9 protein-coding genes are annotated in these 13,110 nt (G+C 68.3%); 5 read left to right on the forward strand and 4 right to left on the reverse strand.

From position 1 onward, the window contains the following. The first annotated feature begins 192 nt into the window (after positions 1 to 192). The 4 genes from FED44_RS20150 (at position 193) to FED44_RS20165 (ending at position 3,630) form a co-directional block, all read left to right on the forward strand. Positions 193 to 420: a helix-turn-helix domain-containing protein gene (locus tag FED44_RS20150; protein WP_208759079.1), complete on the forward strand. Its 228-nt coding sequence runs from the start codon at positions 193 to 195 to the stop codon at positions 418 to 420. Then, complete coding sequence (locus FED44_RS20155) at positions 417 to 2,033, forward strand: tyrosine-type recombinase/integrase (RefSeq protein ID WP_138461668.1); 1,617 nt, start codon at positions 417 to 419, stop codon at positions 2,031 to 2,033. Before FED44_RS20150 ends, FED44_RS20155 begins: the two co-directional genes overlap by 4 nt. Before the next feature lie 226 nt (positions 2,034 to 2,259). Then, a complete protein-coding gene (locus tag FED44_RS20160) occupies positions 2,260 to 2,958 on the forward strand; it encodes a class I SAM-dependent methyltransferase (protein WP_208759080.1) in 699 nt (232 codons plus the stop codon). Positions 2,959 to 3,114: 156 nt separating this feature from the next. Further along, positions 3,115 to 3,630, forward strand: coding sequence for a hypothetical protein (locus FED44_RS20165; RefSeq protein ID WP_138461669.1), 516 nt, complete (start codon positions 3,115 to 3,117; stop codon positions 3,628 to 3,630). Between the two features lie 686 nt (positions 3,631 to 4,316). Here the strand turns inward: FED44_RS20165 and FED44_RS20170 are convergent. Then, positions 4,317 to 5,915 (reverse strand): ThuA domain-containing protein, encoded by a 1,599-nt coding sequence (locus FED44_RS20170; RefSeq protein ID WP_138461670.1) that lies wholly within the window; start codon positions 5,913 to 5,915, stop codon positions 4,317 to 4,319. A gap of 121 nt (positions 5,916 to 6,036) precedes the next feature. Continuing rightward, positions 6,037 to 8,901, reverse strand: a complete 2,865-nt coding sequence (locus FED44_RS20175) for a PQQ-dependent sugar dehydrogenase (protein WP_138461671.1) — start codon at positions 8,899 to 8,901, stop codon at positions 6,037 to 6,039. Between the two features lie 302 nt (positions 8,902 to 9,203). Here FED44_RS20175 and FED44_RS38140 point away from each other — a divergent pair, with 302 nt between their 5' ends. Beyond that, a complete protein-coding gene (locus FED44_RS38140; RefSeq protein WP_263641862.1) occupies positions 9,204 to 9,332 on the forward strand; it encodes a hypothetical protein in 129 nt (42 codons plus the stop codon). Between the two features lie 209 nt (positions 9,333 to 9,541). Here FED44_RS38140 and FED44_RS37480 read toward each other — a convergent pair whose 3' ends face one another. Together FED44_RS37480 and FED44_RS20185 are read right to left on the reverse strand one after the other, a co-directional pair. Beyond that, positions 9,542 to 10,996: an arabinofuranosidase catalytic domain-containing protein gene (locus FED44_RS37480; protein WP_111699106.1), complete on the reverse strand. Its 1,455-nt coding sequence runs from the start codon at positions 10,994 to 10,996 to the stop codon at positions 9,542 to 9,544. Between the two features lie 527 nt (positions 10,997 to 11,523). Continuing rightward, positions 11,524 to 12,534 (reverse strand): LacI family DNA-binding transcriptional regulator, encoded by a 1,011-nt coding sequence (locus tag FED44_RS20185; RefSeq protein ID WP_208759081.1) that lies wholly within the window; start codon positions 12,532 to 12,534, stop codon positions 11,524 to 11,526. Positions 12,535 to 13,110: the final 576 nt, after the last annotated feature.

Here is a 13,110-nt window from a genome sequence, read left to right on the forward strand (position 1 = left end):
TGACACACACCGCCGAGGTGGGCGTCGATACCGGCGGCCACGGCCGACCGGTCTCCCCACGGCCAACGACGTCCGCGTACAGCGGCGGCGGGGCAGGGGGCGGCGGGTCGGCCGGGCCACGGCAACGACACCACGCCACGCCGCTTCGGCGGCCTGCCCGCGCCCGTGCGGGGGCGGGCGATGACGTCCCCGATGCGGGCGGCTGACCTGGGAGACCTCCCGGCGGTGATCGATGTGGTCACCGCGGGGCGGCTGCTGGGGTTTGGACGGACCAAGGCCTACCAGTTGGCCAAGAACGGCGAGTTCCCCTGCCGGGTGCTGCGCATCGGACGTAGCTATCTGGTGCCGACGCGGGAGGTGTGGGCGTTGCTCGGCTACCACGACGACGGCACACGCCGTCCCGACACTGAGGAAGGGTGACCAACGTGGCGAACGGCACCACCTACAAAACCTGCGGCTGCCGCGACGCGGCCACGGGCAAGCAACTCGGGAAGAAGTGCCCGAAGCTGCGCCGCTCCGGCGGCGGGGGCGAGCGGTGGAGTTCCACCCACGGCACGTGGGCCTACCAGCTTGAGCTGCCCCCGCACGCCGACGGGCGACGGCGTAGCCCGCTGCGGCGTCAGGGGTTCGCGACCCTGGAGGATGCCGAGGCCGAACTCGACCACGCCCGCGGCCTGCTTGCCCTGGACGCCGACCCGCACACTCGGCGGAAGATCTGCAAGCTGATGCTGTCGGTCCTGAAGGACACCCGGGCGCTGCCGTCGATCGAGGAGGTGAGACGCAAGGTCCGCACCCACCAGGACCTCGACCGGGTGGTCACGGTCGCCGAGTGGATGGCCGAGTTCCTCAAGCGGAAGAAGAAGATCGATCCGACCACCCGGCGGTCGTACGAGACGCACATCCGGCTCTACGTCGTCCCCTACCTCGGCGACATCCGCCTGGACCGGCTGCGGGTCTCCGACGTCAGCGGCATGTTCGACGCGATCGAGGAGTTCAACGATGTCATCACCAGCGCCTACGCGAGTGGGAACCCGCAGGAGCGGGCGAAGGTGAAGTACCGGCGGCCGGTCGGACCCGCGACGATGCACCGCATCCGCGCCACCCTCCGCCATGCGCTGAATGTGGCGATCAAGCAGGATCGGCTGATCGACTTCAATCCTGCCGCCGTGGTTGAACTTCCCGCGGCCAGCCAGCCTAAGGGGCTGGTGTGGACCGAGGAGCGCGTCGCCCGCTGGAGGGCCGACCACGCCGCCAACCGGGCCGCAGAAGACGAGCGCCGGGCCGGGCGCAGCGTGGACGTGATCCAGGTCTACCTCGGCACGGCCCGGCCGTCACCGGTCATGGTGTGGACACCGGAACAGACCTCGGCGTTCCTGGCCTACGCGCGCCGCCACCGCCTGTACGCGCTGTACCGGCTGATCGCGTTGCGCGGGCTACGCCGGGGCGAGGCCGTCGGGCTGCGCTGGCCGGAGGTGAGCTTCACCTCCGGGACGATCGCGGTGAACTGGCAGATCACCCAGCTCGGCTGGACCCCGGTGCAGGGCAAGCCGAAGACCGACGCCAGCGACCGCGTCATCGCCCTCGACGCCGAAACACTCGAGATCCTGAAAGAGCATCGCAGGCGACAGGCGAAGGAACGCCTCAAAGCGGGCGAGGACTGGACCGACAGCGGATTCGTCTTCACCGACGAGTACGGCAGGCCGCTGCACCCGCAGCACGTCACCGACCAGTTCTACTGGATGTGCTACGAGGCGGACCTGCCGCCGCTTCGGCTGCACGACCTCCGGCACGGCGCCGCCTCCCTGATGCTCGCCGCCGGCGTCGAGCTGAAAATCGTCCAGGAGACACTCGGCCACGTCTCCTCCACCTTCACCCGCGACACCTACACCACCGTCTTCCCCGAGGTGGCCAAAGCCGCCGCCGAATCCACCGCCGCGCTCATCAACGTCCCGCCGAGCGCCAAGGGTTCAGGAACAGCCAGGAGGCGGCGGCTGGCCAGCGTGCCCAGCGGGGCCGGTGAACGCTCAAGCTGACTCGCTGCGGCCGAGTCGGAGAGGCTCGCTTGATTCCGGTCGCGGATCTGCGTCGAATGCCGCAGGTCCGCGACCGGAATCTCGGCGATGAGTAGCTCCTCCATGAGACTCGGAGCACTTCGGACACGTTTGGTGGGGAGCCGACGCTAGGGCAGCGGTTGTGGAGAACGAGTCCAATGCCTCGCTTGGCGAATCCAATCGCTGATCGTGTCGCATGATGGGGATCATGACCTCCAGAAAGCTCGATCACGGCACCGGCCCAGGGCCGATCACTCCGGACGGCTGCGCAGTGGACTACTACGCCCTGCTCGCGCCCCGCGGCGAGCCGGAGCTCATCCACGCGGCGATCCCCGAGGGTGCGGCCATTCTGGAGCTCGGCGCGGGCACGGGACGGATCACTCATCCTCTGCTGGCCCTCGGCCATGCTGTGGTCGCCGTCGACGAATCGCCTGAGATGCTCGCGCACGTGAAGGGCGCCGAGAGGGTCTGCTCCACGATCCAGTCGCTGGCCCTCGACCGGACGTTCGACGTCGTTCTGCTGATGTCGTTCGTGGTCGACACGGCCGATGACGAGCTCCGCCAGGCGTTTCTGCGCACCTGCCGCAGCCACGTCGCAGAGGGCGGGTGCGTGATCCTGCAACGCAAGCCTCCCGAGTGGTACGACACGGTCCAGCCGTTCGAACGTGAGGCTGGTGACGGCCATGTCGTTCGCATGACGGAGGTCGGCAGGCCCGAGCCCGGTCTCCTTCTGGCCACCATGGAGTACACCGTTGGTGACCGGCATTGGACGCACACGTTCCTCAGTAAGCGTCTGGATGACGACTTTCTGGCCGTGTCGCTGCGCGCGGCGGGCTTGAGGATGTCTGGGTGTTCCTGGACGGCGACCGCGGGTGGGTGCGTGCGGTGCCGGTCTGACGCCCTGTGAAGATCCGCGCGGATCGTCGAAGGCAATCCTCATCTCCGCCCGGCCTCGGCAGGAAAGGCCCTTGGTTTGTCCTCCTGTTGGTAAAGGGATCCTGCCGCTGCGATGCGGGTGCCTAGGGTGGCGGCTGCCGTTGGCATTCCCCCGGGAGGTGGTCGTATGACCGATTCGCTGCCGCTGCGCGCGCCTGCTTATGTTCGTCACTTCGGCACGCTCGTCGATCTCGCGCTTGCCGCTTGCACCGTGGTGGTGTTCGTCGCCGCCGCTCTCGCCACGGGGGTGCCCTCCCCCTGGCCGGCCACGATTCCTTTCGCGCTGGTCCTCGGCGCGCTGGTGCTCTTCCGGCGCCGCTGGCCGATGGTCGTGCTGGTGCTGTCGGTTGCCGCGGTCTTCGCCTATCACCTGGTTTCCTGGTCGCCGGCCGGGTGGATCTGGCCGGCCTCGGTCGCGTACCTCACCGCGGCCGCCACCCCTCGGGTGCGCTGGGTGGCGGCCATCGGCATTGCCCAGCTGGTCTACTCCGCCGTCGACGCCCGGTGGATCCTCGCCAGGAATCTGCCTCGCTACCTCATCCACACCGTCGGTGAGGCGCTGCTGCTGGCCATCCTCATCGGCGCGGGACTCGCCTACGCCGCGACGCTGCGCTGGCGCGGCCGCCACCAGGCCACCGGGTGAGCCGGTGTTTGCTTGCCACGAGTGTTGGGCTCGCGCAGAGGGCACAGCCTCCGGGCAGTTCGGGGAGCGAGAAGGAGTAGCGACCCAGCAGGTTCTTATCTGGCGGACGAACGGCGACAGCCGGGCCGCGTTGTCCTCCCGGACGTCGAAACTGTCCAGGCGCAGCTGGGCCAGGGCGGCGTCCGAGCATTGGCTCTGTGAAAGATGCGGTTACTCCTTCACGCCGCACCCATGCCCCACGTGCGGGTACTACAGGATCGACGGGGCCAACGGGGTCTCCGGCCAGCCGTTCGCGCGGTCCGAGCTAACAGTGACGTGCTGGGACTGCCACATGGAGTTGCCTCCGCACAGCTCCATCGTGGCTCACGGCCCTCAGTAACTGACCCTAGCCATCGGGCCCCCAGATACCTGACACGAAGGTCGTACGAGTAAACGAAACCGGTCGCGAGCATGCGGGGGGACATCGAGCTGGGCCCGGGCCGTGGATGCGAGCCAAGAACAGCCAGGTCGCGACGCTGGTCGACCGCAAGTCCCGCTACCTGACCATGGTCGCGCTACCCAGCCGTCACACCACGACGGTCATCCCCGCCCTGCAGCAGGCGCCGTTCCGGTGGCCGGCGGGCCGTCGGAGCGGAGACGGCCGTGAGACGGCCCGGCGGCGAGGACGTCTCGCCGCCGGGCTGCCGTCATCGGGTGACGGTGATGGTGTCGAGGTCGTACAGGTAGCCGGTGCCGTTACCGGTGAGGACGAGGTACAGCGGACCGGACGCCGAGCCGGTCAGGGCGGTCGAGACGGTCGTGAAGGTGTCCCAGCTTCCGGTGGACGAGACCGCGACCTGGCCGAGCACCGTCCCGTTCTGCGACCCGGACCGGATCTGGATCGTCCCGCCCGAGCCGCCGGAGGACACCCGCGCCGAGAACGTCTTCGCGCCCTGCGTGTTCACCTGCGAGTACGCCGCCCAGTCGCCGTTGTTGATGTATCCGGCGGTCCTGCCGCCGCTGGCGGTGGAGTGGTTCGCCTGCTGCAGGCCCGACTGCGCGGTGTACGCCTCACCCTCGACCGTTTGGCTGCTGGGCGTGGGGCTGGCGCTCGGACTGGGACTCGGACTCGGGCTGGAGCCGGACTTAGTGAGGGAGAACGAGTCCACGTTAAACAGGTAGCCGGATCCTCCGGTGAAGGCCAGGAAGAGCGGCCCCGACCCCGAGCCGTTCAGGGTCGCGGACACGGTCCTGAAGGTGTCCCAGCTTCCGGTGGACGAGACCGCGACCTGGCCGAGCAGGGTGCCCGTCTGCGAGCCGGAGCGGATCTGAATGGTGCCGCCCGAGCCGGCCGAGGAGACGCGCGCGGTGAACCGGGTCGCGCCCGCCGTGCTCACCGAGGAGTAACCCGTCCAGTCGCCCTTCTCGATGAAGCCGACCGCTTTGCCGCCGCCGGCCGTGCTCTGGGTGGTCTGCTGGACTCCCGACTGCGAGGTGTAGGACTCGGCCTCGATCGTCGTGCCGTTGCTGTTGCCGGGCGGGGCGCAGTCGGCCTGCACCATGCCGGCGGCGTACCTGATGCCGCCGAGCAGCAGATTGCGGAGGCCCTGCTCGGAGTAAGACTGGATCGAGTGACCCATGCCCGTGTAGAACGACCGCCCGGACGCCTGTGGGTGGCACCAGGTGATCGGGTGGTCGCCCATGTTCCCGCCGCTGTAGCTGGTCTCGTCAAGGGTCTGCAGCACGTGGGTCGTGGACCGCGGGTTGGTGCGGTAGTTGTACCACTCGTCGGTCCGCGACCACGCCGCCGCGAGGCCCGCGGTCGCCGGATGCGTGCTGTCCTCGGTCCTGACGGTCGCCTGCTGGATCGTCGGGTGGTTGTTGAACCAGGCGCCCACCAGCTGCCCGTAGTAGGGCCAGTCGTACTCGGTGTCGGCCGCGGAGTGGACGCCGACGTATCCGCCGCCCCCGTCGACGTACGACTGGAAAGCGGTCTGCTGGGTGGCGTTGAGGACGTCCCCGGTGGTGCTGAGGAAGACCACGGCCTTGTACTGCGCGAGGTTGCCCGACGTGAACGCGTTCGCGTCCTCCGTGGCGTCCACGGTGAAGTTGTTCGCGGCGCCCAGGTCACGGATAGCCTGGACGCCGGCGGGGATGGAGTCGTGCCGGAACGCGGCCGTCTTGGAGAACACGAGCACCTTGTAAGCCGGGTCGGCGGCGTAGACGGCGGTCGGGAGCGACACGCTCGCGACCAGCGCGGCGGCGGCCGCCGACGCGCTCAGTAAGACCTTCGCGGCTTTCCGCATGGGTGTCCTTTCGTCGCGGCGCCCGGCGCGGTTCCCGTTGTCTCGTGGTCGAGGGCGGGGCCGTGCCGGGCGTCGCATCAGGTGGTCGGTCGGATGGTGGGGAGTGGTCTGCGGGACAGCTTCAGACGCGGGTCCACTTCTGGTTGGTCTGGCCGGTGCAGGACCAGATCTGGACCTTGGTGCCATTGGCGGTGCCGTAGGCGGACACGTCCAGGCACTTGTTCGCCCCGACCGCGGTGATCGTGCCGTCGGAGTTGAAGCGCCACTTCTGGTTGTTCTGGCCGTTGCAGTCCCAGATGACGACCGCGGTGCCGTCGGCGGTGCCGGCGCCGATCACATCGAGGCACTTGTTGCCGTAGACGCGCAGCTCGCTCGCGCTGGTGGAGGTCCACTTCTGGTTGCTGCCGCCGCTGCATGCCCAGATCTGCAGCGTCGCACCGTTGGTCTGCGACACGTCCTTGACGTCCAGGCACCGGCCCGACGGCACGCCCTTGATCGCGCTGGTGGTCCCCGTGGGCGGGGTCGGCGACGCGGATGGGGAAGCGGACGGAGAGGTGGGGGTGCCGGTGTCGAGGGTGAAGGCGTCCAGGTCGAACAGGTATCCCTGCCCGGTCGCCCCGCGGAACACCAGATACAGCGTGGTGGTCCCGGCCGGCGCTCCGCTGAGGTTCGCCGAGACGTCGGTGAAGGTCTCCCAGCCGCCGGTGGGCGACACGTTCACCGTGCCCAGCAGCGTGCCGGTCGCGGAGCCCGCCCGCACCTCCAGCCGGCCGCCGACGCCACCGGACGACACCCGCGCGGTGATGCGCGTGGCGTTGGAGACGTTGTAGGGGGTGAAGGAGATCCAGTCGCCGTCGTCGGTGTAGCCGACGGTCTTGCCGCCCTCGGCGGTGGTGTGGTCGGCCGTCTGCACGCCCTGCTGGGCGCCGAAGTGCTCGGCCTGGCGGTGCCGCGGCTGCAGCGTCCGGACGACGGTGGTGGTCAGGCCACCCTTGTCGGTGTAGGACGCCTGCAGCACCCCGTAGATGTTGGCCGCCGAGTCGTGCTCACCGTCGACCGGCACCGCGATCGACCCGGAACACCCCGACTTGGAGGTGATCTGGTGGGCGTGGCTGTCGTGTCCCAGGAAGTAGGTGACCGTCACCTCCGAGCAGTCGATCGTCCCGTCCTCCGGATCGGACACGCTGACCTGGAAGGGCACCGTGTCGCCGAAGGAGAACAACTGCCCCTCCACCGGCGAAGTGAGGGCCACCGACGGCGCGGTGTTGCCCACGTTCACGGTCACACTCGCCGTGCCGGTCAGCCCCTGCGGGTCACGGACGGTGAGCGTCGCGGTGTAGGTGCCGTTGGTGGTGTAGGTCTTGGCCGGGTTGGCCGACGTGGAGGTGGTCCCGTCCCCGAACGCCCAGGAGTAGCTCAGCGTGCCGCCCTCGGGGTCGGAGCTGCCCGCGGAGGAGAAGTTCACCGTCAGCGGCGCCGCGCCGGAGGTCTTGTCCGCGCTGGCTTTGGCGATCGGGTTGCGGTTGGCCTTGCCGATGTACTCGACCCGGTACAGCGCCTGGTTGTTGGACCCGGTGCCGTAGTCCAGGACGTACAGCGCCCCGTCCGGGCCGAAGGCCATGTCCATCACCTGCGTGCCCGACCAGGGGAACGCGCTGATCTCGCCGTACCCGCCGTCGGAGCGGACCTCGATCGCCTTGATCCACTTGCGGCCGTACTCACCCGCGAAGAACCGCCCGTCCAGCGCCTGGGGGAACTTCACCGACGAGTTGAGGTTCGGGTCGTACCGGTAGACCGGCCCGCCCATCGGCGACTCGGACCCGCCGCCGAACTCCGGCGGTGAACCGGCGTCCCCTCCGTACCGGATCCAGGCCGGCTTGGCCGCCGGGAGCGTGGTGAGCCCGGTGTTGCGGAAGGAGTTGTTGGTCGGGCCGCCCGCGCAGTTGTACTTGGGGCCGGTGCTGTTGGTGGCGAAGTTCCACTCGTTGTAGGTCTCGTTCGTGCTGTTGGACCCGGTGCAGTACGGCCACCCGAAGTTCCCCGCGCTGGTGATGCGGTTGAACTCCACCTGCCCTTGCGGCCCGCGGTTGGAGTTGGTCGACCCCGCGTCCGGTCCGTAGTCGCCCAGGTAGACCACCCCGGTGGCCTTGTCGACACTCATCCGGAACGGGTTGCGCAACCCCATCGCGTAGATCTCCGGCCGCGTCTTCGCCGTCCCCGGCGCGAACAGGTTCCCGCTCGGGATCGTGTACGACCCGTCCGGCTGCGGCTTGATCCGCAGCAGCTTGCCCCGCAGGTCGTTGGTGTTGGCCGCCGTGCGCTGCACGTCGTACTGCGGGTTGCGGTCCGTGCGCTCGTCCAGCGGCGAGTACCCGCCCGACTCGAACGGGTTGCTGTCGTCGCCCGTGGTCAGGTAGAGGTTCCCGGCCGCGTCGAAGTCGATGTCACCGCCGACGTGGCAGCACATGCCCCGGTCGTTCGGCACCTCCAGCACGACCTTCTCACTGCTCAGGTCCAGCGTGTTGTCGGACTTGAGCGTGAAGCGGGAAAGGTTCAGATGCCCCTTCCACTGGTCGAACTGCGACTGGGAGCCGCTGGAGGGGGCGTCGCCGGACGGGGTGCTCAGCCGCGGCGAGTAGTACAGCCAGACGTAGCGGTTGGTCGCGAAGTTCGGGTCGACCGCGACCCCCTGCAACCCCTCCTCGTCGTGGGTGTAGACGTTCAGCTTGGCGGCCACCTTCGTGGTGCCGTTGACATCGGTGATCCGCAGCGTGCCGTCACGAGCGGTGTGCAGCACCGACCGGTTCGGCAACACCGCCAGCGACATCGCCTCACCCAGTTCCCCGCCACCGGTCGCGAGGGCGACCTGCTGGTAGTCGGAGGCCGGGATCGTCAGCGCATTCGCCGCCGGGACATTGAGCGCCATCGGCAGAGGAGCCAGCAGCGCCAGCGTGGCCAGCATCACCGGCCACGGACGTCGGGACATAAGGGGGGTTCCTTCCTGACATGGGACATGCAGTCGGGCAAAGGCGCGCGCCGCCGCGCTGCTGCCGGTGGACGAGGTCTCGGGAGGGGTGCCGCCTCCGGTTCCCTCGGCTGAAGCGATGGCGTTCACTGCTAGAATCCCCGGTTTCTAACACGCGTGCCATCCGCTGTCACTCTGGCGGTTTCCTCCCGGTCAGCGAGTCGATTCGTTAGTGGTTCGCCATCCGCTGGCACCTTCCCAGCGACGTGGTCCAGGCCGAGGTTCAGGTGGCGAACTGAACGGCCCACGGCACCGCCGTGGTCTTGGATGCCGAGGACACCCCGCGCCGCCTGCGCAGCATGCTCGCCGGCGGCTTGTCGGCCGAGATCATCACCGAGTGCCTGGGCCTGCATCGCTCGCGCGTCTACCAAATCCGCGACAACAACCGGTGATCACTGCTCCGCCCTCCGCCTGGCCGAGGAAGGGGAAACTGTCGGTCGGGCGGCGTACTGTAGGGCCTCAGTGGCAGCGCTACGACCGTTTCGCGCCTTGTGGGCAGAAGCACGGTCAGGGGGAGCCGTAGCCCCACCCGGGTGTCTAAACCTCCACCCACCGGTGTTTCATCCGATCGCCCTCATGCGCCGAACCAGAAGGCCAGACATCAGCTGCGCAGGGTCCACTTCTGGCTGGTCGTGCCGGTGCAGGACCACAGCTGCACCTTCGTGCCGTTGGCGGTGCCGAAGTTGCTCGCCTCCATGCACTTGCCCGACTGCACGCCGGTGATGGTGCCGTTGGAGTTGACGTTCCACTGCTGGTTGGCCTGGCCGTTGCAGTCCCAGATGATCACCTGGGTGCCGTTGGCGGTGCCCTGCCCGTAGGCGTCCAGGCACTTGTTGCCGTACACCTGCAACTGCTTGCCCGAGGTGTAGGTGAACCGCTGGTTGGTGCCGCTCCAGCAGTCCCACAACTGCAGCTGGGTGCCGTTGGCGGTGCTGGAGTTCGGAACGTCCACGCACCGGCCGGACTGGCCGCCCACGATCTCGACGCCCTGCTGCGGGGTGCCGCCGGCCGGCGCGTACCCGGCGGCGGCGATGTTGGCCTGTACAGCGTCCTCGGTGGCGGCGCTCGGATAGCCGGAGGTCAACACGCCCTCGAAGAAGGTGCCGCGGCCGGAGACGCTGTTGTCACCGCCGATGCCGAGCAGGATGGCGCCTTCCTTCTTCATCGGGTTGTAGCCGTTGGGGCGCCGTCCGTCGAAATAGTTCGTCAGGCCGCCCGACTGCGCATCCCCGCCCCGGATCGCCCAGTGATTCGGCTCGCCCTTCACCATGGCCGTGACGAAACGGTGGTTGATGGGGGCGAGGTTGTTGTAGCCCGCGTTCACGCCGGAGAACAGTCCCCACTCCAGGTCGGCCATGATCCAGGGACCGGCTCCGGCCCCGTAGCCCCACTGCTTGTCGGCGCCGAAGTAGACGGTCTCCATGATGGCGGGGGAGTCGGCGATCCCATCCGTCTGCGCGTTGCCGTAGTCGAAGCAGCACCACTGGTTGTAGTGCGTGCCGTCGACGACGGCGTAGATGCCCTCAGGCTGGTCGCCGGTCGCCACACCGTTGGTGTGGTTGTTGCGGTAGCCGGTGCCGGGCTCCACCCGGACGCCGTACGCCTTCTGGCCGCCGATGGTGATCGGGGCCGCCTTCGCGTCGGCGAGGTTGTCGTACCCGCCCGCGGCCGGACCCTTCCAGTAGCCGGGCGGTGCCTGGGTGAGCCGGTTGTTCCGGCCGGACTGGTCATAGATGATCGTGATCACACAGTTCGTGCCGGCGCAGAACGAGTCCTGGGCGGCCGCGTTGGCCACCCCGCCCGGGCTCAGCACCCCGATGTCCCGGGTGGTGTTGTCCGAGGATCGCCGCACCTGGTACAGCGGGCCGTTGTAGTTGCCGTACAGGGCGCGGGTGGTGCTGTGCGCCGCCACACACGGCGTCCCGCCTGCGGCGTAGATGTCACACGGCTGCGACGTCGCGGCCTGGGCTGTACCACCGCCGACCAGGCAGGCGGTGGCGAGCAACGCGCTCGCCCCGGCCGCGAGCGCCCTTCTCAGGTACCCTGAAAGCATCATGCCTTCTTCTCTCGATCAGGAATCACGACCGGACGGCACCGATGCGGCAGGCCTTGCGAGCGTGTTAGCGCTAACATCAGTGAGCGTCGGGATATCGATTCGACGGGGAACGGGATAGTGCGGAGTCAAATCAATGAAGGTCTCGCCGTCAAGTACGTGGATCACATCTCTCAGGAAGCCCGGTCGCCATCGGCCCGCCACCTGGGCTTTACCTTGACGAGTCGAGCCGTTCCGATGAGATTTAGTGAAACTTTCATCCCGAGTCCGCCGGGTGGTGGCGCGTCGCCCGCCACACCAGACTGCCGCCGGCATCGATGATCAATTAGTGGAGTCCACCCAGTCCCGCACATTCGAGCGTCAGATGATCGAGAAGAGGCAAGCATCAACGGCCCTGCTGAGGGCCGTTGTGGCATAGGACCGTCTCCACGCTTTCAGGGGATTGACACCTACGACGGGCTCGGCCGCACCACAGGCGTCTAGCTGCCCGGCCGGACCAACGGCGTGCAGACGGCCAACACGACCTACTCCTACCTGGTCAGGACCGATGGGCCGGTCGAGCCGCGCACGATGAGGTGGGTGGGCAGCATCAGCCGGGACCCGCCAGGGCGCTGACGTCCGTCGAGTAGATCCAGCAAGAAGTCGACCGCGGTCCGCCCGATCTGCTGCTTGGCGATGGCGACGCTGGTCAGCGGCGGGTTGGTCATGGCGGCGAAGGGGATGTCGTCGAAACCGACGAGGCTGATCTGCTGGGGAACGCCTATGCCGCGGGCGGTGAAACGGTTGAGCAGTCCAAGTGCGATGACGTCGTTGAAGGCGATCACAGCGGTCGCCGAGGTGGCGAGCACCAGATCGGCCGCGGCGGTGCCGCCGTCGTAGGTGGGGGACACGGCGGTGAAGTCGGTCAGCTCGGCGCCCGCGGCGGCGACGGCGGCGCGCAGGCCGCGGAGCCGTTCGCGGTTGTCGGAGGAGGCGGCGGGACCGGCGACGTAGGCGAGCCGCCGGTGGCCGAGGGCCAGGAGATGCTCGGCCACCTGCCGGGCGCCGTCGGCGTTGTCGGAGGTGACGCAGGGGACCCGCCTGCCCCTATGGTTGATCGTGACCACCGCGGTTGCCCGTAGGAAGGGATCCAGGTACTCCTGGGCGGCGCGGGGCGAGCACAGCAGGAACCCGTCAACCTGCCTGGCCAGGGTGCGCACGAGGTCGACCTCGGTTGCGGGGTCTTCCCCGGTGTCGACCAGCAGGACGGAGTAGCCGCCTTCCCGTGCCCGTCCTTGCACGGCCTGGAAAATGGTGGAGAAGATCGGGTTGGTGATGTCGGGCACCACGAGCCCGATCATCCGGGTCCGGCCCGTGGTCAGGGCGTGCGCGGCCTGGTTGGGGTGGTAGCCCAGGGCCGCCGCGGCCCGATGGACGCGCTCACGCGTGCCGGGGCGCACCTGGCCGGGATCAGCCAGCGCCCGGGACACCGAGGCGGGTGACACACCCGCCAGCCGCGCCACATCCTTGATGGTCACCGTCACGACAGGTTCATCCGTCACGACGGTTCCTCCGGTATCGCCAGCACGCCGCATGCCACACCGGATTCTGGAACCGATTTCCATTCCCTGTCAAGCAATGGCTGAACGCCTGGCGGACAGTCCTCAAACTTTGGGTCTTGACACTGTGCGGACCTCGGCCGATGTTTGGAACCGATTTCAGTTGCGTTTCTTTCTCCGGCATCTCCCTAGCCATCCCTCAAGGAGGCAAGCCGCAATGGGACACGCATCCTCCCACGTCAGAGGCATCCGCGGACGATGGCGACGACGGTCCACGACCTGTGGACGGCCGGCCCTTGAGCTGGTCGAAGCCGGTAGCGTGTCTTCCACCATCATGGGTGGCGTCGCCGTCGCCGGTGTCCTGCTCGCCATATCTCCGAGCGGACATGGTGAGTCCTCCGATAATCATCGCCAGCCAGCCGAAGGACCAATGCGCCGGGCCGGTGACGAACTTCTGATCAACCTCCTCAACGACCGCGAACGGCCCGGCAGCTCCCGCAGAGTCGTACCCATGCAGCTCGTCGTACGGGAATCAGCCGGTCTCCGTCCCACATATAGGGGCAGGTAGCCGCAGCCCGT

The sequence above is a fragment of the Microbispora triticiradicis genome (assembly GCF_005864065.1).
GTDB classification, from domain to species: Bacteria; Actinomycetota; Actinomycetes; order Streptosporangiales; family Streptosporangiaceae; genus Microbispora; species Microbispora triticiradicis.